Genomic DNA, 23504 nt, shown 5'->3' with positions numbered 1-23504 from the left:
CCGCACGCACGCGCTGCGGGCCGTGGGGCGTGCGACCGCACACACGCGCTGCTGGCCGTGGGGCGTACGACCGCTTTCACGCGCTGCGTGCCGTGATGACGCCGGAGGTGTCCAGGGCGCGGGCGGCGTAGGCGACGGAGGCCAGGGTGGTGTGGCGGTGCCAGCCCCTGAAGGAGCGGCCGACGAAGTCCCGCAGCCCGACCTGCTCGCCGGTCGTGGCGCAGTCCCGGGCCACACGGCGGGCCAGCTTGGCGAGCCGCAGCAGCGCCGGGACCGGCAGACGGTCCAGGTCGGTCAGCCAGAACTCCGTCGGCGGCCGGCGCGGGTCCGCCCACTCACCCAGCAGCAGCCCCGGTCGCCCGCCGTCCGGCAACGTCACCGGGACACCCACGACCAGCGAACTCCGTACGGTCGCAGGGCCGCCCAGCGGATCGGCCCACCGGACGGGGCGGCGCAGGGCCCGTACCGAGTCGGCGATCCGCTGCGCCGCGAGCTGCCCGGCGCCGAAGCCGGGCAGCGACGGCCCGGCCACGGCCAGCGCGGTGCCGCCGGGGACCCGCACCAGCAGCGGGACGCCGGCCTCCCGGTAGCGCCGCATCGTCGCGCCGAGGTCCGGGCCCGCCGCGCCGAGGACCACGGGCCGGCGCGGCAGCCCCCACTTGAGCGTGGACCTCAGGACCGAGGCCGCGCACTCCTCCAGGCTCTCCTCGCCCGCGCCCTCGGGGATCTCCGCCCGCCGGCGCCGTTCCGCGTCGCGGATCCAGCCGCCGGGCAGATGCAGCCGCCAGTTGACCGGCGCGCTGGTGCGCTCCGACGCGAACCACAGGCCGAACGCCTGTTGTCCGCTGTCCGGCCGGCCGGCGCGGGGCACGAACTGCCGCCCGACGCCCACCGAGTGCTCGCCGACCTTGGGAATGGCCATCGGCTGCACCACCCACGCCGACGGGGCGACGGTGTCCTGGAGACGGCGGGCCAGCTCCGCCCGCATCGGCGACCAGTCCCAGGTGGAGGCGGCGATGAGGTGGTGCAGGCTCTGCTCGGCCGCCCCGCCGCCGACCGCGGCGGCGATCCGGCGCACCGACTTGCGGCCGTCCGCGGCGAGCAGCCCGCGCACGTACTGCTCGGCCCACCAGCGCTGGTCCTTGCGCCGCAGCACCCGCGGGAACAGTTCGGCGGACAGCTCCGCGACGACGTCCACCGGCTGGTGGAAGTCGGCCCAGCCGAGGTCCGCCCCGGGCCCGTCGAGGCCGGTCCGGCTGACGCCGGACCCACTGGAGACTGTCTCGCTGAAGACGGCTTCGCTGAAGACGGCTCTGCTCACGGTGACGCCTGCCTCTCACGCGCTGACCTCTGACGCCTCCCACCCTGCCGAGCGGCCCGGCGCCCGGAGGAGGTGCCGGGGGAACCCCGTCGGCCCGGCGGATGGTGACCGGACCACCACCACGGGCCTTCGAACGGCGGACGTAAGGGATCGGCACGGACGTCGAGAGGTGGTCCGGCCACCATCCGCCGGACCGACTGGCCCCTCACCCAAGGGCAACCTGACGGATTCCCGCAGACCTGATGAGGATCGCGGGCCGTGCTTGTGACACCCCCGGCCCGCTCCACACAGTGATGGTCATGATCAGCGCTCGGCACCGGGCCGCCTCGACAGCGGGCGACCGGATCGCGCCGGGCTCCCTTCCCTATCGTCCGGGGGCCGTTCATGCCGTCACCCCACCTCGCCGACGCCGTCGGCGCCCACCGTGAGAAACGCGCCGACCGCGTGGCCCTGTCCTGCTGCCACCGAAGCGTCACCTACCGCCAACTCGACGCCCTGACCTCGACGTTCGCCGACCAGCTGGACCGGCTGGAGCTCGCGCCCGGCACCACCGTCTGCGTCCCGGCGCACAAGTCACCGGAGACCGTCGCCCTGCTGCTGGCGGTGTTCCGCCGGGGCCTGGTCGCCCTCGTCCCCTCACCCGACCTCGGCGCCGAGGCGCTGGCCCGGCTGAGCCGGCAGGCCCGCGCCGCCCACCTGCTCGGCGTGGACGAGCAGGGCACGCTGTCCGCCGAACCGTTGCCGCGCGACGAGTCCGAGGCGGCCGGGTTCGCGATCCCCGACCCGGCCCGCACCCGGCTGCTGCTCACCACCTCCGGCTCCACCGGAACCCCGAAGATCGTGCCCGTCCCCGTCGACGGCTTCACCGCCTTCGCCGACTGGGCGACCCACGCCTTCGACCTCACCGCCGACGACGTCGCCCTCTCCTACGCCCCCCTCAACTTCGACCTGGCCCTGCTGGACGTATGGACCTTCCTGCGGCTCGGCGCCGAGGTCGTCCTCGTCGGCAAGGAGCAGGCCGCCGACGCCGGGCGCCTCGCCGACCTGGTGAGCGGACGGCACGTCACCTTCGTCCAGGGCGTACCGATGCTGCACCGGCTCCTCGCGCAGGGCCCCTCCCAACCCACCGTCCGCCAGGCCGTGTTCACCGGCGAGGCGATGCCGGCCGACCTGCTGCCGTCGGTGTTCGCGGCCTGTCCCGAGGCGCGGTTCCACAACGTGTTCGGCTGCACCGAGACCAACGACTCGTTCCTGTACGAGGTCCCCCGCACCCCGGGCCGGCCGGAACGGATGCCGATCGGCCGCCCCCTGCCGGGCGTACGCGCGCTCGTGCTCGCGCCCGACGGAACCCCGCTGGACGGCCCCGGCACCGGCGAACTCGTCGTCGCCACGCCCTTCCAGACCGACGGCTACCTCCGAACCGCCCTGAACGAGCGGGCGTTCACCGAGCTCGACGGCCACACCTACTACCGCACCGGCGACCTCGTCACCCGCGCCCCGGACGGCCTCGTCCACCTCGAAGGACGCGCCGACTGGCAGGTCAAGGTGCGCGGTATCCGCACCAACCTCCAGGAGGTGGAGGCCGTCATCACCACCCACCCCGACGTGAGCGAGGCGGTCGTCGTCGCCCTGCCCGACGACCAGGCGGGGGCCCGCCTGCACGCCCGGGTGACCCGGCACCCCGCCGCCGCGCTGACCGGCCTCGGCCTGCGCAGCCACGTGGGCGCCCGGCTGCCCCGGCACGCCATCCCCTCCTCCGTCCACATCACCGACCAGCCGCTGCCCCGCACCAGCACGGGCAAGCCGGACCGCAACCGGATCAGAGACGACCGTATGAAGGAGACCGCGACCGCATGACGACCGCCCGGACCCCCCACGCCATAGCCGAGGAACTGCGCGCCCACATCGCCGCCGAGTACCTGGCCGGTGAGGACGCCTCCGACCTCACCGACGACTTCGACCTCATCGCCGCCGGGGTCATCGACAGCCTCGGCCTGGTCCGGCTGGTGTCCCACATCGTGACCGCCTATCAGGTCCCGGTGGACGACCTGGAGATCAAGCCGGAGCACTTCCGGAGCATCGCCGCGATCACCGACCTGATCGTCCGTCACGCCGCACCCGCAGCGGCCTGACCCGCACACCCACCCCTTTTCGACCAACCGAGGAGTACCCCTGTGTTCACGCGCACCATTGACGAAGTCGCCCCCGTCGAGTGGGGCAACGGCACCAGCCACCGGCTGCTCGTCGAGGCCGACCGGATGGGCTTCGCCTTCGCCGTGACCCTGGTCCGCCAGGGCACCACCAGCGCGCTGCAGTACCGCAAGCACCTGGAGGCCTGCTACTGCGTCGCGGGCTCCGGCGAGGTCGTCGAGAAGGACGGCACCCGGCACAAGATCATGCCGGGCACGATCTACGTCCTCAACGAGCACGACCCGCACTACCTCATAGCCTCCGACTACGAGGACCTGCACCTCGTCTCGGTCTTCAACCCGCCGATCGTCGGCAACGAACGGCACACCCTGTCCGAGGACGGCTTCTCCCAGTACTGACGGCGTCGAGTCAAGGAGCAGAGCCATGCCCGCACAGCCCGACGACCTCCTCAACCTCATGGCCCCCTGGGCCGACCGCCTCAACGCCGATCTCGAAGGACTCGACAGCAGGGCCGAGTTCCCCCGGGACAAGTGGTCGGCCGTCCAGGACTCCGGCCTTCTGCGCACCCCCTTCGCCCCCGCGTACGGCGGCCACGGCCGGTCCCTCACCGACACCATGCGGGCGCTGGAAGGACTGGGCCGCGTCTCGCACGACTCCGGACTGTCCTTCTCCGCCTCCACCCAGATCGTGTCCGTGGGCACACCGCTCCAGCGGTTCGGGAACGACGACCTGAAGGAGCGCTACCTCCCGAAGATCGTCTCCGGCGACCTGATCACCGCCCACGCCATCACCGAGGAGTCCGGCGGCTCCGACGCGATGAACATCTCCACCACCGCCGTCCGCGACGGCGACCACTACGTCGTCAGCGGCGGCAAGATGTTCATCACCAACGCCCCCGTCGCCGACGTCTTCCTCCTCTACGTCCGCACCGGCGCCCCCGGCCCGTTCGGGCTGACCTGTCTCCTCGTCGAGGCCGGGACGCCCGGCCTGGTGGTCGGGCCGGCCATGGACAAGATCGGGCTGCGCACCAGCCCGATCGGCACCCTCGCCTTCGAGGAGCTGCGGGTGCCGGCCGCCCAGCGGGTCGGCGGGGAGGGCGCCGGGTTCCTCGTCCTCGACCACGTGATGAAGCGCGAGGTGCTCTACGCCTTCTCCATCACGCTCGGCGAGATGACCCGCCGACTGGAGGAGACGGTCCGATTTGCCAAGGACCGCCAGCAGTTCGGCCAATCCATCGGGAAGTACCAGGCCATCTCCCACAAGATCGCCACCATGAAGATCCGGACCGAGACCGCCCGCAAATGGCTGCGGGACACCGGCGCGAAGGTCCAGGCGAGCAAGGACGCCGCCCTGGACCTCGCCGCCACCAAGACCGTCGTATCGGAGGCGAACGTGCAGAACGCCCTCGACGCGGTCCGCATCCACGGCGGCCGCGGGGTCCTCACCTCCCACGGCGTCGAACGCGGACTGCGCGACTCCGTCGCCGGGACCATCTACTCCGGCACCAGTGAGATCCAGCGCACCCGGATCGCCAGCCTTCTCGGCCTCTGACCAGGGAACCAGTCATGACCACCACTGACGTGACCAGCAGCCTCACCGCGCCCACCGAGTTCCTGGACTACGAGTCCGAAGCCGTCCAGACCTTCATCGACGCCGTCATCGACGACCGCTCGGCCGACCGCCGCGAGAACGCCGTGAAGCTGTACTACGCCGTCCGCGACACCGTCCACTACGAGGTGTACGGCGCCGACCTGTCCCGCGAGGGCCTCAAGGCCTCCAGCACCGCCACCGCCGGGTCCGGCTTCTGCCTGCACAAGTCGGCCCTGTTCGCCGCCGCCGTACGCGCCCTCGGCATCCCCTCGAAACTGGTCTACGGCGACGTCCGCAACCACCTCGCCTCACCCCGCCTCATCGAGCACATCGGCGGCGACGTCTTCTTCCACGGCCTCACCCAGATCCACCTCGACGGCCGCTGGGTGAAGGCCACCCCCGTCTTCAACAAGGTGCTCTGCAAGCTGTACGGCATGCAGCCCCTGGAGTTCGACGGGCGCACCGACAGCCTCTACCACCCGCACGGCAGCGGCGCCGCCATGGAGTTCCTCAAGGACCACGGCTCCTTCGACGACCTGCCCTACGAGTTCGTACTCGCCTCCATGCGCGGCGCGCACCCCCGCTTCCTGGACGGCACCGGCACGGTCTCCGGCGGCTCGCTCGCCCTCGAAGCCGACACCCACGCCGCCTCGTCGTCCACCCCGAACAGCTGAGGAGCCCCCACATGACCGTCCCCGCCACCGCCCTCGCCGCCGACCCCGCCCTCCTCGACATCGACGAGGAGGTCCGCGAGGCCCTGCACGAGGGCCGCCCGGTCGTCGCCCTGGAGTCCTCGGCCATTCCGCACGGTCTGCCCTACCCCGCCAACCTCGACCTGGCCCTCGACATCGACGCCGCCGTCCGCGCCGAGGGCGCCGTCCCCGCCCGGGTCGCCCTGCTCGACGGCCGGATACGCGTCGGCATGACCAAGGAACAGCTCGAACTCTTCGCCGCCGATCCGGCCGTGCCCAAGGTCAGCACCCGGGACATGGGCATCACCCTGGCCCGCGGCGGCTCCGGCGCCACCACCGTCTCCTCCTCCCTGGTCGCGGCGGAACTGGCCGGTATCCGGGTGTTCGCCGTGGCCGGCATCGGCGGGGTGCACCGCGACGCCCCCGACACCTTCGACATCTCCGCCGACCTGGTGCAGTTCACCCGCAGCAGGGTGGCCGTGGTCTGCGCGGGTGCCAAGTCGATGCTGCACCCGGCGTGGACCCTGGAGTGGCTGGAGACAGCCGGCATCCCGGTCCTCGGCTACCGCTGCGACGACTTCCCCGCCTATCTCAGCGTCAGCAGCGGCATCCCCAACCCGCACCGCCTCGACGACCTGCGCGAGATCGCCGCCGTCGTCCTCGCCCACTGGCGGGCCGGCAACGCCACCTCGCCCCTGATCACCCACCCGATCCACGAGGCGGACGGCATCCCCTCCGCCGACATCGAGGCCGCCCTCGCCGACGCCACCGCCGAGGCCAAGGCGGCGGGCGTCAGCGGCCCCGCCATCACCCCCTACCTCCTCAAGGCGATCTCCAAGGCGACCGAGGGCCGCACCTCCGCCGCCAACCGAGCCGTCCTGCTGTCCACCGCGAGCCTCGCCGGGCAGTTCGCGGGCGAGTTCGCCCTCGAACTGGCCGCGCAGGTGAAGGAGGACGCATGACCACCCACGAGACCCCCGACGCCGTCCTCTTCGACCTCGACGGCACCCTCCTGGACACCCCAGGCGCCATCGCCGGCGTCCTCGCCCGGGTGCTGGAGCTGACCGGCCGACCCGACGTCCCCGCGGACCGGATCCGCGCCACCGTCGGCAAACCGCTCGGCGCCGTCTTCGCCGAACTCACCGGGCTCCCCGAGGAGCACCCCGACGTGAGTGCGGCGGTCGCCCTGTTCCGGGAACTGTTCCGCGAGGAGGTCGTCCCCAAGGCCGCCGACCTGGTCTTCCCCGGTGTACCCGAACTCCTGGGCCGACTACGGGCCGAGGGCCGCAGGACCGCGATCTGCACCAGCAAGATCCGGGCCAGCGCCCTCGAACTCCTCGAACCCGCGGGCCTCCTCGACGCGTTCGACGCCGTCGTCTGCCACGGCATGGCCCCACGCGGCAAACCCCACCCCGACCTGGCCCTCCTCGCGGCCCGCTCCGTCGACGTCGCACCCGGCCGAAGCGTGGTCGTCGGCGACGCCGTCGACGACATGCGGATGGCCGCCGCGGCCGGGATCCCCGCGATCGGCGTCACCTACGGCGTCGCCACGCGACAGCAACTGACCGAGGCGGGCGCCGGGCCGGTGGCCGACACGGTCGAGGAACTGGCCCAGGCACTCGCCCCCGCACGAGCCCACCACGCCCCCCACCTCTGACGACACCACAGACGACGCCGCCGACAGCACCCCTGACGGCACGACTACAGAACCAGGCGGTCACCCCACCATGCCCCTACCCACCACACCCCCCACGCCGGCGGCGTCCCGCGGACTCCTCGGCGGGCTCATCACCCTCTCCGCGGCCCAGTTCCTCATCGCGCTCGACTTCTCCGTCATCTTCGTCGCCCTGCCCGACATCAGCGCCGACCTGGACCTGTCCGGCACCGCCAAGCAGTGGGTCGTCAGCGCCTACTCCGTCTTCTTCGCCGGCTTCCTGATCGTCGGCGGCCGACTCGGCGACCGGCTCGGCGCGCGCAAGCTGTTCATGGCCGCGCTGGTCCTCTTCGGCGTCGCCTCGCTGCTGGGCGGCCTCGCCGCCAACGCCGCACTGCTGCTGATCACCCGCGCCCTCCAGGGCATCGCCGCGGCCTGCCTCCAGCCCTCGATCCTCGCCCTGGTCAACACCACGTTCCCGGCCGGCAAGGAACGCACCCGGGCACTCGCCGTCTGGGGCACGGTCGGCGCCAGCGGCCTCGCCGCCGGCGTCGTCATCGGCGGCCTGCTGACCAGCCTCTCCTGGCGCTGGACGTTCTTCGTGAACCTGCCCTTCGCCGTACTGTGCGTGCTCGCCGCCCCCAAGTTCCTGCCGGGCAGGTCCGAGCACGGCCGCGCCACCACACTCAACGTCCTCAACGCCGTGCTGTGCACCGCCACGGTCCTCGTCTCCGTCTTCGGCCTCACCCTCGCCGCCGACGCCGGCTGGACCGACCCGCTGACCCTGGGCAGCTTCCTCGCCGGAGCCCTCCTGCTGGCGCTGTTCGCCGGACGCGAGCGCGTCAGCACCCAGCCCCTCGTCGACCCCGCCCTGCGACGCACTCGCAGCCTCGTCATGGGCATGTGCTCCTCCGCGCTCTACATGGCGAGCGTCGCGGGCGTGGAGTTCTACCTGGTCACCCTGCTCCTCCAGGACGGCCGCGACTACGCCCCGCTCGCCGCGGGCATCGCCTTCCTGCCGCTCGCCGCGTGCATCACCTTCGGCAACATGATCGCCGGAAAGATCGTCGGCCCCCTCGGCGTACGCCACTCCCTGGCCCTCGCCTTCACCGTCGGCGCCCTCGGTCTCGCCCTGCTGGGCGTCTCCGCCACCCACCACAGCTACCTCGCCGCCCTTCTTCCCGGCCTGGTGATCAGCGGACTCGGCCACGGCATGATCTACACCTCGATGTTCGTCGGCGGAACCCGTGACGTGGACGATCGCAACCAGGGCGTCGCCGGTGCCCTCATGACGACCACCCAGTACGCGGGCGGCGCCTTCGGCGTCGCGGCCCTGGTCCTCGTCCTCGGCACCGACCCCGGCGACGGAGCCTTCCGTACGGCGTTCCTGCTGGCCGGCGGCGTCGCCCTGGCCGGCGCGGTGATCGCGTGGATCGGCTTCGCGGCGACGACGCAAGCCGACACGGAGGCTGCGGGAACCGGCACTCAGGCTGCGGGAACCGGCACTCAGGCTGCGGGAACCGGCACGAAGACTGCGGGAGTCGGCCCGGAAGCCGCGCAAGCCCTCCCGACCGCCACCCCCGCCCCGGCAGGTGACCTCTGATGACCATCGCCGCCCGCCTCGGCATCCTCGTCATCCACAACGACCCCGTGCCCGAGACCGAGATCTGGCGCATGGTCCCCGACGGCGTCTCGATCCACACCGCCCGCTTCGAATGCCCACGCCCCGCCGACACCGAATACGTCGGCAGCCCCGCCGGCGCCCTCGCCCACGCCCCCGACGTCGTCCGGGGCCTGGACCAGCTGGGCCGGCTGGGTGCGCACAGCATCGCGCTCTGCTTCGGATCGAGCAGCTTCTTCGGCGGACCCGCCTTCGACACCGAGTTCATCGAGACGGCCGGCGCCCACTCCCACGGTGTCCGCGTCTACACAGCGGCCACAGCCATCACCGCCGCCCTCCAGGCGTCCGGCATACGCCGCCCCCTGCTCGTCATGCCGCCCTGGTTCACCGAACCCACCTTCCGGGCCACCGAGGCGTACCTCGGCGAGGTCGGCATCGAGGAGACCCGCCTCGTCCAGTTCCAGCTCGGCCCGGAGTGGGACGGCACAGCCCGCTACAACGCCTTCGACGAGGGCGCCCACTGGACGATCGACCCCACCGAGGTCCACCAGCAGGTCGTCAAGGCATTCCACGACCCCGACACCCCACGCCCCGACAGCGTCCTGGTACCCGGCAGCGGCTTCCCCTCCCGGGGAGCCGTCGTCCCCCTGGAACAGGAACTCGGCGTCCCGGTCATCACCTCGAACCAAGCAGTCCTCTGGTACGGCCTCCAGCTCACCGCACCCGAGAGCGCCCCGCACCAGGCAACCGCCGGGAGCCTCTTCGGCCGACGTTTCACGTGAAACATCGCTGTGGGGCGGAAGGCCCGTTCAGGCCTCCCGCCCCACAGCGATACTCAAAGCGCCGGACATCGCCGACCCCTCACAGCGCCGGACGTCAACGTCACCGCTGCTCGTCGCGATGCGCGGCCTCCTCCTCGGCCTGCTTGGCCTGCACTTCAGGGTCGAGCACGGACTGACCGCTGCCGTCCACCGACGTCAGCCCGTTCGACTCGGGCACCTCGGTCGCGGCCGGCGGCTCCACCAGCCAGTCCGGGTTGGCCTGCTTGTCCCACCACTTCCAGGCCGCGAAGGCACCGCCCACGATCAGGCCGGTCACCGCCAACGCCTTCGCAAGACGGCCGGCCCTCGCCCGCCGCGCATGCTTACGCGTCAGCTTCTCGATCTCCTTCGGCGATACCTGCCCTCGCAGTGCCGCCAACGCGGCCACACTGCGAGAAGCAGCCTCGTCCTTCACCGGACCGGCCGCGGCCACGGCCTGCTCGATCCTCGGACGTGAGTAGTCGGCGGCCTGCCGGGCCGCCTTCCGGGTGCGCTCAGCAGCCTCATGGGCAGCCTGGTCGACCTTCGGCGGAACATGCGTACGGGCCTGCTCCAGCCGCGGCGCGAGATGCGCGTCGTACTGAACACGGGCCTGCTCGGCCGCCTGCGACACCCTAGGCGCGAGCCGTACGCGCGCCTCCTGTGCGTAGTACGCGGCCCTGTCCTTGGCTGTGTCGGCGTAGGGCGCCACCACTTCCGCGGCGTGCAGCACGCTGTCCTTCGCCGAGCCGGTCGCGGCGCGCACGCTGTCGATGCGGGTCACGGGAATCCTCCTCCTCGGTGGCGTACGGTAATTCGACTTTCCACCCTTTTACGGATCATGCATGCCAACCGAAGGACAGGCATGTGAGGGCGGGCATACGGGGCAACGGGAGCTTGCCGTCGACAATGCCACGGATCGCCGAGGAGCGCGCCCGACCCGAGGTGACTCGCCCCATTTTCTGCCTACGACCCTGAACGGGACCTCCACCGAGCCGACGGGCGCCGAACAGCCCGGACCGTGCGAGGATCGGGAGGTCACACGAGGACAACGGAAGGCAGACCGTGGCCGAGCAGCTCTACGCCACCCTGAAGACCAACCAAGGCGACATCGAAATCCGGCTGCTGCCGAACCACGCCCCCAAAACGGTCCGCAACTTCGTCGAACTCGCCCAGGGCGAGCGGGAGTGGACCCACCCCGCCACCGGCGAGAAGTCCACCAACAGGCTCTACGACGGCACGGTCTTCCACCGGGTGATCAGCGGTTTCATGATCCAGGGCGGTGACCCGCTGGGCAACGGCACCGGCGGCCCCGGCTACCAGTTCGAGGACGAGTTCCACCCCGACCTCTCCTTCAACAAGCCCTACCTCCTGGCCATGGCCAACGCCGGCCCCGGCACCAACGGCTCGCAGTTCTTCGTCACCGTCGGCACCACGACCTGGCTCAATCGCAAACACACCATCTTCGGCGAGGTCACCGACCCCGCCAGCCAGAAGGTCGTCGACGCCATCGCGGACACCCAGACCAACCCGCGCACCGACCGACCCGTGAACGACGTCGTCATCGAGTCGGTCGTCGTGGAGACCCGCCAGAGCTGACACCGGGAACCAAACGCCCCGTCCATCCGTAAGGAGGGACGGGGCGGTTTCATTGCATACGACCTTGCATACGACCTCGCATACGACGACGTAGGGGACGACCTCATGGACCAGGCGCCAGGCAGCCCACAGCAGGAACAGGGCCTGCCCGGCTGCTACCGCCACCCCGACCGCGAGACCGGCATCCGCTGCACCCGCTGCGAACGCCCGATCTGCCCCGAATGCATGGTCAGCGCCTCCGTCGGCTTCCAATGCCCCGACTGCGTCCGCGGCGGCTCCGGCACCGGCCACGCCCCCGACGCGGCAACACCCCGCACACTCGCCGGCGGCACGATCACCACCGACCCACGGCTCGTCACCAAGATCCTCATCGGCCTGTGCATCGCCGCGTACTTCGTCCAGCTCTCCGTCGGAGACCGCTTCACCGACAGCTTCGACCTCATCGGACGCGCCTACGTCCCCGTCCTCGGCGATGTCGAAGGCGTGGCCGAAGGCCAGTGGTACCGGCTGCTGACCTCGATGTTCCTCCACGGCAGCTACATCCACATCATCTTCAACATGCTCAGCCTGTGGTGGATCGGCGGCCCCCTGGAAGCAGCGCTCGGCCGCGCCCGCTACCTCGCGCTCTACTTCCTCTCCGGCCTCGCCGGCAGCGCCCTCACCTACCTCCTCGCCGCCCCCAACCAGCCCTCGCTCGGCGCGTCCGGCGCGATCTTCGGCCTCTTCGGCGCCACGGCCGTCCTCATGCGCCGGCTCCAGTACGACATGCGACCCGTCATCGCCCTCCTGGTGATCAACCTGATCTTCACCTTCGGCTGGTCGAACATCTCCTGGCAGGCCCACATCGGCGGCCTCGTGGGCGGCGTCGTCATCGGCTACGCCATGGTCCACGCCCCGCGCGAGCGCCGCGCCCTCGTCCAGTACGGCACCTGCGCCCTGGTCCTCGTCGCGGTCGTCGTCATGACGCTGGTGCGCACCACGCAGCTCACCTGAGCGCGAACAGCCCGGTTGTCCACAGCGGGTTGCGAATCTTGTGCACAGTGTGCGCGAACAACTGTGCCCCCTGTCGCTGACCCGTGTTTTCGCAGGTCAGGCAGGGGGCGAACAGGTATGCGGGGGCCGGTGTGGCAGTCGTACCGGCGTCAACCCTCTGTGAGTTATCCACAGATCGTCGTTCTTTTGTCCCCAGGCAGCCTGTGGATATTTTTTCGATCTGTGGATAACTCAGTGAACAGCCCTGGGCAGAGCTACTTCCACTGCGTGGAGACGCCGAATCCGGCGGCGATGAAGCCGAAGCCCACCACGATGTTCCAGTTGTCCAGCGCGTCGATGGGCAGCGAGCCGTCCGTCACATAGAAGACGACGATCCAGGCCAGCCCGATGACGAACAGGGCCAGCATGACGGGCGCGACCCAGGCGCGGCTGTTCAGCTTGATGCTGGTCGCCTGCTTCGCCGGCGGCGGCGTGTAATCGGCCTTCTTGCGGATACGTGACTTCGGCACGAGGGTCTCTCCTGTCGATGCGCTGCGTGGCCGCGCAGGTAGCTGGGTCGGGCTCGGGGCAGCGTACAAGGGGACACTTAGTGCTCCCCCGGGCGTCCGTTAGCGTAGTGCTTCCGCGGCGCCGAAGGAGATAAGGGTACGTTGAGCAATTCTGCCAACCCCCAGGGGATGGAATCCACCCCTGTCCGCGGCCGACGTTTCCGGCCCGTCCGGCTGCTCACGGTGGCCGTCTTCGCGCTCGCCGGCCTCATTTTCTTCACGAGCTTCAATACGGCCAAGGGCACCAATATCCGCACGGATGCCTCGCTGCTGAAGCTTTCCGACCTGATCCTGGAGCGCAGCCACAAGAACGGACAGCTCGACGAGTCCAACGGTGCCCTGCGGGACGACGTGGAGGCGCTGGCCGAGCGGGACGACGGCTCCACGCGGGCCGAGGACGAGAAGCTGGCGGCGCTGGAGAAGAAGGCGGGCACCCAGAAGCTGGAGGGCGAGGCGGTCAGCGTCACGCTCAACGACGCCCCGCCGGACGCGACGGCCAAGCTCCCCGGCTATCCGGAGCCGCAGCCCGACTACCTGGTCATCCACCAGCAGGATCTCCAGGCCGTGGTGAACGCGCTGTGGCAGGGCGGCGCCCAGGGCATCAAGGTCATGGACCAGCGGCTGATCTCCACCAGCGCCGTGCGCTGTGTGGGCAACACGCTCATCCTCCAGGGCCGGGTCTACTCACCGCCGTACAAGATCACGGCGGTCGGGGACCCGGAGAAGCTGAGGCAGTCGCTGGCCGCCAGCAAGGCGATCCAGAACTACATGGTCTACGTCAACGTCTACGGCCTCGGATGGAAAGTCGAGGACGACGGCACGGTGACTCTGCCCGGCTACTCGGGCACAGTGGATCTGCAGTACGCCAAGCCTGTGGAGTAGGTCTCTCCGGGAGCCGCCGGTGCGTGTACGTCTCGTCATCAGGACCCTCAGCGAACTCTGCATCACCGTCGGCGCGGTCATAGTCCTCTTCGTGGTCTACGTGCTCTTCTGGACCGGCGTGAAGGCCGACGACGTCATGGGTGAACAGATCGACCAGCTCCAGGAGCAGTGGTCGAAGGGGAGTGTCGAACAGCCGAAGGGCACGGGGGGTTCCCCGTCGTCGGCGAGTCCGCCCGCCCCGGCGCCGTACAAGAACGGCAAGGCGTTCGCGATCATGTACATCCCGCGTCTTGGTTTCACGTGGAACAAGCCGGTGCTGGAGGGCACCGGCGTCGGCACGCTGAAGAAGGGCCTCGGTCACTACGCGCGCACCGCGCAGCTGGGTGGGGAGGGCAACTTCTCGGTGGCGGGGCATCGGCGGACGTACGGCGACCCGTTCAAGGACTTTCCGAAGCTGCGGCGCGGGGACGCGGTGGTGCTGACGGACGGGACGACCTGGTTCACGTATCGGATCGACAAAGGGCCCTACAAAACCGTTCCCACGGACGTTGAGGTGATCGATCCTGTGCCACGTAAGTCGGGGTACAAGAGGTCGGGCCGCTATCTCACCCTGACCACGTGCGATCCGGAGTGGGGTCACAGCCACCGCCTGATCGTGTGGGCACATCTGGACTCCACACAGCCTGTGGAGGCAGGGAAACCAGCGGCCCTGCGCCGTTAGTCTGGTGCGGTACGGCGTGAGTCTGGTGCCGTGGTGCGACGGAAGGGACGGCATGTACGGCTGGATCTGGCGGCATCTGCCGGGGAACGCGTGGGTGAAGGCGCTGCTCTCACTCGTGCTGGCGCTTGCTGTGGTCTACGTCCTCTTCCAGTACGTCTTCCCGTGGGCGGAGCCGCTGCTGCCCTTCAACGATGTGACGGTGGACAACCAGTGAGTGCGCGGATTCTCGTCGTCGACAACTACGACAGCTTCGTCTTCAACCTGGTGCAGTACCTGTACCAGCTGGGCGCCGAGTGCGAGGTGCTGCGCAACGACGAGGTGTCGACGGCGCACGCCCAGGACGGTTTCGACGGTGTTCTGCTCTCGCCGGGTCCGGGCACGCCGGAGGAGGCGGGCGTCTGCATCGAGATGGTCCGCCACTGTGCGGCGACCGGGGTGCCGGTGTTCGGAGTCTGCCTGGGCATGCAGTCGATGCAGGTGGCGTACGGCGGGGTCGTGGACCGGGCGCCTGAGCTGCTGCACGGCAAGACGTCCTTGGTGGAGCACGAGGGCAAGGGTGTGTTCGCGGGCCTGCCGACCCCGTTCACGGCCACCCGCTACCACTCGCTGGCGGCGGAGCCGGAGACGGTCCCGGCCGAGCTGGAGGTCACGGCCCGGACGCACGACGGCATCATCATGGGCCTCCGCCACCGCGAACTGCCCGTCGAGGGCGTTCAGTTCCATCCCGAGTCGGTGCTCACCGAGCACGGTCACCAGATGCTGGCCAACTGGCTGGTGGAGTGCGGCGACCAGGGTGCGGTGGCGCGATCTGCGGGGCTGGCCCCGGTGGTGGGCAGGGCCACGGCGTGACCGCGCTGCGCCCCGAGCGCGAGTCGGAGGCCTCGTACGGGGAGCAGCAGCCGTACGAGTCCTACGAGCCTTATGTGCCGCCCGTCGACGAGGAGACGGTGGCACTCAGGCTCTCCGACCTGCCGGAGCGAATAGGCGAGGCTACGTCGCCCTCTGGCGTCTCGTCCGCATCAGCAGCATCCAGAACCACTCCGGGTGGCCGTGCGGCCCGGAGAAAGGCCGCCAAGCGGCGCGGTGGGCGTCATGGGGGCAGACCGGCGGAGCCGGCCGTCTCGGAGGAAGCGCCGGAGGAGTCCGCCTCCCCGCTCTCCCGGGTCGAGGCCCGCCGCAGGGCGAAGGCCCGCAAGCCCAGTCCTGGGGTGCTCGCGAGCCGGGCGATCGGTGAGGTGTTCATCACCACCGGCGTGCTGATGCTGCTGTTCGTCACGTACCAGTTGTGGTGGACGAACGTCCGGGCGCATGCGCAGGCCGGCAAGGAGGCGAGCAACCTCCAGGAGGAGTGGGAGAGCGGGAAGCGGGCGCCGGGCGAGTTCGAGCCCGGGCAGGGTTTCGCCCTCCTCCACATTCCCAAGTTGGATGTGGTGGTGCCGATAGCGGAGGGCGTCAGCAACAAGAAGGTGCTCGACCGGGGCATGGTGGGTCACTACTCCGAGGGCGCGTTGAAGACGGCGATGCCGAGCGCGAAGAGCGGCAACTTCGGGCTGGCGGGTCACCGCAACACGCATGGCGAGCCGTTCCGGTACATCAACCGTCTGACCAAGGGCGACGAGATCGTCGTCGAAACTCAGGACGACTACTTCGTGTACAAGATGACGTCGTCGCTTCCGGTGACGTCGCCGAGCAACACGAGTGTGCTGAACCCGGTGCCGCCGAACTCGGGTTTCACGGAGCCGGGTCGCTACATCACGCTCACCACCTGCACGCCGGAGTTCACCAGCAAGTACCGGTTGATCGTCTGGGGCAAGATGGTCGAGGAACGGCCGCGCAGCAAGGGCAAGCCGGATGCGCTCGTCAATTAAGGGCAGATGACCAAGTGGCAGCCACCACCGACCACCAGGAGCACACCGACACGACCCCTCCCGCTGCGCGTCGGCGCCGCGGCATGGGCCCGATCGCGACGGCGGTCAGTGTCTTCGGTGAACTCCTCATCACCGCGGGCCTGGTCCTGGGCCTGTTCGTCGTGTACTCGCTCTGGTGGACGAACGTCATCGCGGATCGCGCGGCCGACAAACAGGCCGACAAGGTCCGCGACAACTGGGCCCAGAACACGGGGCCGGGAGCGCTGGACACCGGCGCCGGCATCGGCTTCCTGCACGTCCCTGCGATGAAGAACGGCGAGGTCCTGGTCGAGAAGGGCACGTCGACGAAGATCCTCAACGACGGTGTGGCGGGCTACTACACGGACCCGGTGAAGGCCACGCTCCCGACGTCGGACAAGGACGGCAACTTCTCCCTCGCCGCCCACCGCGACGGCCACGGCGCCAAGTTCCACAACATCGACAAGATCGAGAAGGGCGACCCGATCGTCTTCGAGACGAAGGACAAGTGGTACGTCTACAAGGCGTACGCGATCCTCCCGGAGACGTCGAAGTACAACGTGAAGGTGCTTGGGGCCATCCCGAAGGAGTCGGGGAAGAAGAAGGCCGGCAAGTACATCACCCTGACGACCTGCACGCCGGTGTACACGTCCCGGTACCGGTATGTGGTGTGGGGGGAGCTGGTGCGGGTGGAGAAGGTGGATGGGGAGCGGACGCTGCCCAAGGAACTGCGCTGACTGACCTCCTTGCAGGAGGTCAGTCGCTAGCATGACGAAGGCCCGAAGCCGCAACTTCCTTTTGCGGCTTCGGGCCTTTGTTGTTCAGGCGGGGCTACAGGAGAATCTGAAGCGGTTTTCCGGTGCTCCACTCCGCCAGCATGCCGCGCTGCACGGCGGTGACGCCGCCGGCGGTGGCGACTTTGAGAGCTTCACGGGTGAAGTGGCAAGTCGCCACGAAGAGGGCTACTTCCGAGACGTGCAGAACCTTGGCCGCTCCGACGAACTTCTGCATGTCAGAGCTGGTGATGGAGAGGCCGGGGGCGAATCGCTTGCACTGGACGGCGACGCGCCGACCGTCGGGTGTGCGTCCCGTGATGTCGACGCCTCTGTCTCCGCAGCCGCCTTGTACGACGACGTCGGTGCAGCCGTCGAGGTGCAGCAATTCGGCGACGTGTTGCTCGAACTCGCGGCCGGACATGGCGTCGATGGAGGACATGACGTCGGTGTTGGCCCCGTCACCATGTGGTCCTTCCAACCTCTGCAAGCGAATGCTGTGCCTTCGGAGACTCCGCTCGATGCGCTGGACTCCGGTGCGCAGCGCGATCAGTTCGCGTCGGTGTTCGCCCGAGCTTTCGATCAGGGCGTTGAACATGGGGACGATTGTCTTGCCGAGGATGTGGGTGATGCGTTGGTCGATGCGGGTGTCGAGGTCGTCGGGGGCTGTGGGGGCCGAGTTTTCCACAGGCTGGGTTCGGACAAGGTATTCCATGTCCAGGAGGTACACACGAACCTGACGTGCGACTTTGCTGTCGCGGAGGAGCATGGCGACGTTGAGGACGGCTCGGCGGGAGAAGAGCGCGAGGGATCGGGAGCGTGACTGGATTCCACTGACTTCCTTAAAGGAATTCAGTTCTGTACCTGTCAGAACTCGGTAGCCGCTGGCATCCAGTTCCTCGCGGTGATCATGCACCAGAGAGGTGATGGCGGTCAGACCCACTCCGAAGTACGCCGCCACCATTGCCGTGGTCACATGCATCCCGTCCGGCAGCAGCGACAGTGCCTTGACTCTGTCGAGTACGTCGGTCCGTTCCAGCACGCTGTCGCGCAGGCTTTTCGATTCCAGCAGCGCGGATTCGTTGATCATGACTCGCCTTTCAGTTCGGGGTTTGGACTGATCAACGAGTTGTCGTATGTAAAGACACGAGCACGACTGAGCCCCGGCCCCCTGGGATTCAGGGAACCGGGGCTCGGTGTGCGGGACGCCTATCCGGTCGTGCCGCCGAAGAAGTTGGTGCCGCCGTTGTTGTTGCCACCTTGGTCGGTGGTGAACAGGGTGATGGTGTCGCCCTGGTTGACGGTGCTGCCCGGGGTCGGGTTGGAGGTGACGACCGTGGCGTTGCCGTCCTGGGAGCCCTGGACCTGTACCTGGAGGCCCAGGTTCTGGAGCGTCTTCGTGACCTCGCTCAGCTTCTTGCCCGCGATGTCCTGCGGAACCTGAACCTGCTGCTTCTCCTTGGCCTTGCCGAGGTGGATCGTCACCGTCGAGCCCTTGTCGACCGAGTTGCCGATACCGGGGTCGGTGCTGATGACCTTGTCGACCAGGTTGGCGTCGTCGGTCTCCGTGTCGGTGACACAGTTGCCGGTGAGGTTGCTCGACGTCATCAGGGCCTTGGCCTCGTCACAGGTCTTGCCCGCGACGTCCGGCACCGTGGACTTCTGGACCTCGACGGCGACCGTGAGGGTGATCGTCGTACCCTTTTCGACTTCCTTGCCGAAGACCGGAGTCTGGTCGAGAACGGAGCCGGTTTCCTCTGTGGACTCCTTCTCCTTCTTCTTGACGATGAGCCCGAATTCGTCGCCTTCGAGCCTCGTCTTGGCGTCGTCGAACTGGTCGCCGATCACGCTCGGCACGGTGACCTTCGGGGCGCCCGTCGAGACCACCAGCTCGACGGTCGACTTCTTGTCGACCTTGGTGCCTGCCTCGGGGTTCTGCTCGCAGATGTTGCCCTTGGGCTGGTTCTCGCATTCCTTCTTGGTGAAGGACAGCTTCAGATCGCTGTTCGTCGCCATGGTCTTGGCGTTCTCTTGCGTCTCGCCGACGAACGTCGGCACCGCCACCTTGTCATCGGCGGCGTTGTTGCCACTGAACGCCCATTTCCCGATCAGGATCGCGCCGACCAGGACCAGGACAGCCGCCACGACCAGCAGGATTGTGGAGGTGTTGTTCTTCTTCTGGCGGCGGCGGTCGGGGCGGTCGTCGTAGCCGCCGTAGTTCGGGTCGTCCGGGTTCATCGGCGGGAGCATCGACGTGGCGCCGGCGTCCGTCGAGCGGAGCGCGGTCGTCGGCTGGTCGTCGGGGTAGCCGTAGCCGACCGAACCCATCGCCGCCGTGGCCGCGACCGGCTGGCCGTCCAGGCACGCCTCGATGTCGTTGCGCATCTCGTCGGCGGACTGGTAGCGGTAGTTCGGGTCCTTGACCAGGGCCTTCAGCACGATCGCGTCCATCTCGGGCGTGATCTCGGGGTCGAAGACCGACGGGGGCTGTGCTTCCTCGCGGACGTGCTGGTAGGCCACGGCCACCGGGGAGTCGCCCACGAACGGGGGGCGGACCGTCAGGAGTTCGTAGAGGAGGCAGCCGGTCGAGTAGAGGTCCGAACGCTGGTCGACCTGCTCGCCCTTCGCCTGCTCCGGCGACAGGTACTGCGCCGTGCCGATCACCGCGGACGTCTGGGTCATCGTCATGCCGGAGTCACCCATGGCGCGGGCGATGCCGAAGTCCATGACCTTGACCTGGCCGTTGCGCGTCAGCATGACGTTGGCCGGCTTGATGTCGCGGTGGACGATCTGGTTGCGGTGGGAGTACTCCAGGGCCTGGAGGATGCCGATCGTCATCTCCATCGCGCGCTCGGGCAGCAGCTTGCGGCCGGAGTGCAGGAGTTCGCGCAGCGTGGAGCCGTCGACGTACTCCATGACGATGTACGGGATCGAGACCCCGTCGATGTAGTCCTCGCCCGTGTCGTAGACCGCGACGATCGCGGGATGGTTGAGCGAGGCGGCCGACTGGGCCTCCCGGCGGAACCGGGCCTGGAAGGACGGGTCGCGTGCGAGGTCTGCGCGCAGCGTCTTCACCGCCACGGTGCGGCCGAGCCGGGTGTCATGGGCGAGGTAGACCTCCGCCATGCCACCACGGCCGAGCACCTGGCCCAGCTCGTACCGGCCGCCGAGGCGACGCGGCTCTTCCATAGCTACCTACCAGCCCTCTCCGTCGGTCCCGACCGGCACTGGTGTGCGGTCGGAGGCTGCCGTCCGGGCCTACCGTACCCGGCTGGCTTTGTGTGACCTGGCCAAGCCCGTCACCCGATACAGGACCGGTATCGCAACGTGCACCGATGTGAAGGGGACGTGATGGGGGTCACTTCTTGGAGTTGATGACCGCCTCCATGACGCTCTTGGCGATCGGTGCCGCGAGGCCGCTGCCGGAGATGTTCTCGCGGACCGCGCTCTCGTCCTCGACGACCACGGCGACCGCGACCGGCTTGCTGCCGTCGGCGAGCTTGGCGTACGAGATGAACCAGGCGTACGGGTTCTTGCTGTTGTTCTCGCCGTGCTGGGCGGTACCGGTCTTGCCGCCGACGGTGACGTCGCCCCCGATCTGGGCGGTGGTGCCGGTGCCCTTCTGGACCACGGTCTCCATCATCGACTGGAGGACCTGCGCGTTCTCCGGCGACAGCGGCTGGCTGAGCTCGGCCGGGTCGTTCTTCGCGATGGTGTCCAGGTTCGGGGCCTGGAGCTCGTCGACCATGTACGGCTTCATCAGCTTGCCGTCGTTGGCGACCGCGGAGGCGACCATGGCCATCTGCAGCGGGGTGGCGGCGGTGTTGTACTGGCCGATGGAGGACAGGGCGACCTGCGAGGGCTCCATGTCGTCGGAGAAGACGGAGGCGCTGGAGCGGACGGGGGTGAACTGCTCCTCGTCGAAGCCGAACTTCTTGGCCTCGTCCAGCATCTTGTCGTTGCCGAGGTCGGCGCCGATCTTGCCGAAGACGGTGTTGCAGGACCACTGCAGGGCGACGCGCATGGTGGCGTTCTTGCAGGGGATGTTGCCCTCGTTCTTCAGCTCGGTCCGGGTGCCGGTCATGACCCAGGGCAGCGGGGAGTCGGTCCTCTCGTCGGCGTCGCCGTACAGGCCGTTCTCCAGGGCCGCAGCCGCGGTGACGACCTTGAAGGTGGAGCCGGGCGGGTAGACCTCGCGCAGGGCCCGGTTGAGCATCGGGTCGTCGGGGTTGTTCTTCTTGTCGAGCTTCTTCCAGGCCGCCGCGTCGGAGTCGCCGCCGCCGGCGATCGTTCCCGGGTCGTACGACGGGTAGGAGGCCAGCGCCAGGATCTTGCCGGTGGACGGCTCCAGGGCGACGACCGCGCCCTTGCCGCGCTTGGCGAGACCCTCGTAGGCGGCCTTCTGGGCGGCGGCGTTGAGGGTGGTGACGACGTTGCCGCCCTCCTTCGGCTTGCCCGTGATCATGTCGAGGGTGTTGCGGAAGAAGAGCCGGTCGTCGTTGCCGGTGAGGATGCCGTCCTCGATGTACTCGAGCTGGTTGGCGCCGTAGGCCTGGGAGACGAACCCGGTGACGGGCGCCCACATGGCGCCGTCCTTGTAGGTGCGCTTGTACTTGAAGTCGCCGGTGGTCGTTTCCTTGTGCCCGGTGATGGCCTTGCCGTCGACGATGATGTCGCCGCGCGGGGTGGCGTACCGCTCGATGGCGACGCGACGGTTGTCGGTGTCGGTCCGCAGGTCGTCGGCCTTGACGTACTGGAGCCAGTTGTCGCGGACGAGCAGGGCCAGGACGAGGAAGCCACAGAAGAGGGCGATCCGGCGCAGGGGCTTGTTCATGACGGGCGGACCACCTGGGTCATCTCGGCGTCGGGGTTCGGGGCGGGGGCCGGGGCCGGGCGGCGCGCGGTGTCGCTGATGCGGATCAGGATGCCGATCAGGGCCCAGTTGGCGATGACGGACGAACCGCCGTAGGCCACGAACGGCAGCGTCATACCGGTCAGGGGGATGAGACCCATGACACCGCCGGCGACGACGAACACCTGGAGTGCGAAGGCGCCGGACAGGCCGACGGCGAGCAGCTTGCCGAAGGGGTCGCGGGCGGCGAGGGCGGTGCGCACGCCGCGCTCCACGATCAGCCCGTAGATCAGCAGGATCGCCATGACGCCGGCGAGACCGAGTTCCTCGCCGAAGGTGGCGAGGATGAAGTCGGAGTTGGCGGCGAAGCCGATGAGGTCGGAGTTGCCCTGCCCGAGCCCGGTGCCGAGGGTGCCGCCGGAGCCGAAGGCCCAGAGGGCCTGCATGGACTGCTCGGTGTGGCCGTAGACGCCCTTCCTGCTGAGCAGGAACTCGTTCATGGGGTCGAGCCAGGCCTGGACGCGCTGCTGGACGTGCGGTTCGAAGGAGGCGACACCCACGGCGCCGGCCGCGGACATCAGGAGACCGAACACGATCCAGCTGGTCCGCTCGGTGGCGACGTACAGCATGATGATGAACATCCCGAAGAACAGCAGGGATGTACCGAGGTCGGTCTCGAAGACCAGGATGAGGATCGACATCACCCAGACCACGAGGATCGGGCCGAGGTCGCGTCCGCGCGGCAGGTAGAGACCCATGAAGCGTCGGCTGGCCAGGGCCAGGGCGTCTCTCTTGACCATGAGATAGCCGGCGAAGAAGATCGCCAGGGCGATCTTCGCGAACTCACCGGGCTGGAGCGTGCCGAGGCCGGGGATCTTGATCCAGATCTTGGCGCCGTAGGTGGGCGCGCTGAGACCGGGGATCAGCGGCATCACCAGCAGGAGCATGGCTCCGGCCATGGAGATGTAGGTGTAGCGCTGAAGGACGCGGTGGTCCTTGAGGAAGATCAGTACAGCCACCAGCAGGGCGACGCCCATCGCCGAGTAGAGAAGCTGGCGCGGTGCCGCCTCGACGAAGGTGTTGCTCTGCTGCAGGCGCTTGGACTGGTCAAGGCGCCAGATGATGACGAGGCCCAGCCCGTTCAGCAGCGTCGCCAGCGGCAGCAGCAGCGGGTCCGCATACGGTGCGAACTTGCGTACGACGAGATGGCCGACGCCCGCGAGCAGGCCGAGGCCGAGGCCGTAGCCCAGCAGACCGGCGGGGAGTTCGTCGTTGATGGCGAGGCCTACGTTGGCGTAGGCGAACACCGGGATGACGACGGCGAACACCAGCAGCGCGAGCTCGGTGTTGCGCCGGCTCGGCGTGCCGATCGAGCCGATCGTGGACGTGTGGTGCGTCGGCGAGTTGGTGGTACTGCTCAT

24 protein-coding genes are annotated in these 23504 nt (G+C 69.0%); 17 read left to right on the top strand and 7 right to left on the bottom strand.

Features of this window, described 5'->3' with window-relative positions; translation table 11 throughout:
- Nucleotides 1-76 precede the first annotated feature (76 nt).
- Nucleotides 77-1321 (bottom strand): IS701 family transposase, encoded by a 1245-nt coding sequence (locus ACIHIX_RS11575; RefSeq protein WP_399953272.1) that lies wholly within the window; start codon nt 1319-1321, stop codon nt 77-79.
- Nucleotides 1322-1705: 384 nt separating this feature from the next.
- Between ACIHIX_RS11575 and ACIHIX_RS11570 the strand changes: the two genes are divergently transcribed.
- From ACIHIX_RS11570 to ACIHIX_RS11530, 9 genes are all read left to right on the top strand, one after another.
- The gene (locus ACIHIX_RS11570) at nt 1706-3178 is read left to right on the top strand and encodes an AMP-binding protein (protein WP_399953270.1); all 1473 of its coding nucleotides are present in this window, start codon (nt 1706-1708) and stop codon (nt 3176-3178) included.
- Nucleotides 3175-3453: an acyl carrier protein gene (locus ACIHIX_RS11565; RefSeq protein WP_399953268.1), complete on the top strand. Its 279-nt coding sequence runs from the start codon at nt 3175-3177 to the stop codon at nt 3451-3453. The genes ACIHIX_RS11570 and ACIHIX_RS11565 overlap by 4 nt, the downstream gene beginning before the upstream one ends.
- 42 nt (nt 3454-3495) lie before the next feature.
- On the top strand, nt 3496-3870 hold the full coding sequence (locus tag ACIHIX_RS11560; protein ID WP_399953267.1) for an ectoine synthase: 375 nt from the start codon (nt 3496-3498) through the stop codon (nt 3868-3870).
- Between the two features lie 25 nt (nt 3871-3895).
- Nucleotides 3896-5023 carry an acyl-CoA dehydrogenase family protein gene (locus tag ACIHIX_RS11555; protein ID WP_399953264.1) on the top strand — a complete coding sequence of 376 codons (1128 nt, stop codon included), beginning with the start codon at nt 3896-3898 and terminating at the stop codon, nt 5021-5023.
- Between the two features lie 14 nt (nt 5024-5037).
- The gene (locus ACIHIX_RS11550; protein ID WP_399953261.1) at nt 5038-5736 is read left to right on the top strand and encodes a transglutaminase family protein; all 699 of its coding nucleotides are present in this window, start codon (nt 5038-5040) and stop codon (nt 5734-5736) included.
- Between the two features lie 11 nt (nt 5737-5747).
- Nucleotides 5748-6716, top strand: a complete 969-nt coding sequence (locus ACIHIX_RS11545) for a pseudouridine-5'-phosphate glycosidase (RefSeq protein ID WP_399953258.1) — start codon at nt 5748-5750, stop codon at nt 6714-6716.
- Complete coding sequence (locus ACIHIX_RS11540; RefSeq protein ID WP_399953255.1) at nt 6713-7411, top strand: HAD family hydrolase; 699 nt, start codon at nt 6713-6715, stop codon at nt 7409-7411. Before ACIHIX_RS11545 ends, ACIHIX_RS11540 begins: the two co-directional genes overlap by 4 nt.
- A gap of 70 nt (nt 7412-7481) precedes the next feature.
- On the top strand, nt 7482-9011 hold the full coding sequence (locus ACIHIX_RS11535) for an MFS transporter (protein WP_399953252.1): 1530 nt from the start codon (nt 7482-7484) through the stop codon (nt 9009-9011).
- Complete coding sequence (locus ACIHIX_RS11530; RefSeq protein ID WP_399953249.1) at nt 9011-9811, top strand: hypothetical protein; 801 nt, start codon at nt 9011-9013, stop codon at nt 9809-9811. The genes ACIHIX_RS11535 and ACIHIX_RS11530 overlap by 1 nt, the downstream gene beginning before the upstream one ends.
- A gap of 100 nt (nt 9812-9911) precedes the next feature.
- On the opposite strand, the gene ACIHIX_RS11525 is transcribed toward ACIHIX_RS11530, so the two are convergent.
- Complete coding sequence (locus tag ACIHIX_RS11525) at nt 9912-10613, bottom strand: DUF5324 family protein (RefSeq protein WP_399953246.1); 702 nt, start codon at nt 10611-10613, stop codon at nt 9912-9914.
- A 281-nt stretch (nt 10614-10894) separates the two neighbouring features.
- Here ACIHIX_RS11525 and ACIHIX_RS11520 point away from each other — a divergent pair, with 281 nt between their 5' ends.
- Both ACIHIX_RS11520 and ACIHIX_RS11515 read left to right on the top strand, forming a co-directional pair.
- The gene (locus ACIHIX_RS11520; RefSeq protein ID WP_399953244.1) at nt 10895-11428 is read left to right on the top strand and encodes a peptidylprolyl isomerase; all 534 of its coding nucleotides are present in this window, start codon (nt 10895-10897) and stop codon (nt 11426-11428) included.
- Between the two features lie 105 nt (nt 11429-11533).
- Nucleotides 11534-12421, top strand: coding sequence for a rhomboid family intramembrane serine protease (locus ACIHIX_RS11515; RefSeq protein WP_399953241.1), 888 nt, complete (start codon nt 11534-11536; stop codon nt 12419-12421).
- Between the two features lie 254 nt (nt 12422-12675).
- Here ACIHIX_RS11515 and crgA read toward each other — a convergent pair whose 3' ends face one another.
- On the bottom strand, nt 12676-12930 hold the full coding sequence (crgA, locus tag ACIHIX_RS11510) for a cell division protein CrgA (protein WP_059194346.1): 255 nt from the start codon (nt 12928-12930) through the stop codon (nt 12676-12678).
- 141 nt (nt 12931-13071) lie between these two features.
- On the opposite strand from crgA, the gene ACIHIX_RS11505 reads away from it, so the two are divergent.
- From ACIHIX_RS11505 to ACIHIX_RS11480, 6 genes are read left to right on the top strand one after another with little or no spacing between them, the layout of a single operon-like run.
- Nucleotides 13072-13851, top strand: coding sequence for a DUF881 domain-containing protein (locus ACIHIX_RS11505; RefSeq protein WP_399953237.1), 780 nt, complete (start codon nt 13072-13074; stop codon nt 13849-13851).
- A gap of 19 nt (nt 13852-13870) precedes the next feature.
- Entirely contained in the window at nt 13871-14572 is a 702-nt protein-coding gene (locus ACIHIX_RS11500; RefSeq protein ID WP_399953234.1) for a class E sortase, read from the top strand.
- Nucleotides 14573-14588: 16 nt separating this feature from the next.
- Nucleotides 14589-14786, top strand: coding sequence for a hypothetical protein (locus ACIHIX_RS11495; protein WP_165951216.1), 198 nt, complete (start codon nt 14589-14591; stop codon nt 14784-14786).
- Nucleotides 14783-15421 (top strand): aminodeoxychorismate/anthranilate synthase component II, encoded by a 639-nt coding sequence (locus tag ACIHIX_RS11490; RefSeq protein ID WP_329337028.1) that lies wholly within the window; start codon nt 14783-14785, stop codon nt 15419-15421. The genes ACIHIX_RS11495 and ACIHIX_RS11490 overlap by 4 nt, the downstream gene beginning before the upstream one ends.
- A complete protein-coding gene (locus ACIHIX_RS11485; RefSeq protein WP_399953231.1) occupies nt 15418-16440 on the top strand; it encodes a class E sortase in 1023 nt (340 codons plus the stop codon). The genes ACIHIX_RS11490 and ACIHIX_RS11485 overlap by 4 nt, the downstream gene beginning before the upstream one ends.
- Nucleotides 16441-16454: 14 nt before the next feature.
- Nucleotides 16455-17195 (top strand): class E sortase, encoded by a 741-nt coding sequence (locus ACIHIX_RS11480; RefSeq protein WP_399953228.1) that lies wholly within the window; start codon nt 16455-16457, stop codon nt 17193-17195.
- A gap of 94 nt (nt 17196-17289) precedes the next feature.
- Here the strand turns inward: ACIHIX_RS11480 and ACIHIX_RS11475 are convergent, their stop codons facing one another.
- From ACIHIX_RS11475 to ACIHIX_RS11460, 4 genes are all read right to left on the bottom strand, one after another.
- Nucleotides 17290-18321, bottom strand: coding sequence for a restriction endonuclease (locus ACIHIX_RS11475; protein WP_399953225.1), 1032 nt, complete (start codon nt 18319-18321; stop codon nt 17290-17292).
- Nucleotides 18322-18440: 119 nt separating this feature from the next.
- Nucleotides 18441-20420, bottom strand: a complete 1980-nt coding sequence (gene pknB, locus ACIHIX_RS11470) for a Stk1 family PASTA domain-containing Ser/Thr kinase (RefSeq protein ID WP_399953222.1) — start codon at nt 20418-20420, stop codon at nt 18441-18443.
- 169 nt (nt 20421-20589) lie between these two features.
- A complete protein-coding gene (locus ACIHIX_RS11465; protein ID WP_399953219.1) occupies nt 20590-22065 on the bottom strand; it encodes a peptidoglycan D,D-transpeptidase FtsI family protein in 1476 nt (491 codons plus the stop codon).
- Nucleotides 22062-23504 carry an FtsW/RodA/SpoVE family cell cycle protein gene (locus ACIHIX_RS11460; protein WP_399953217.1) on the bottom strand — a complete coding sequence of 481 codons (1443 nt, stop codon included), beginning with the start codon at nt 23502-23504 and terminating at the stop codon, nt 22062-22064. Before ACIHIX_RS11460 ends, ACIHIX_RS11465 begins: the two co-directional genes overlap by 4 nt.

Source organism: Streptomyces sp. NPDC051913, assembly GCF_044593635.1.
GTDB lineage: Bacteria > Actinomycetota > Actinomycetes > Streptomycetales > Streptomycetaceae > Streptomyces.
Note: the sequence above shows the minus strand (reverse complement) of the source record. Positions and strands in the feature narration are given on the sequence as shown.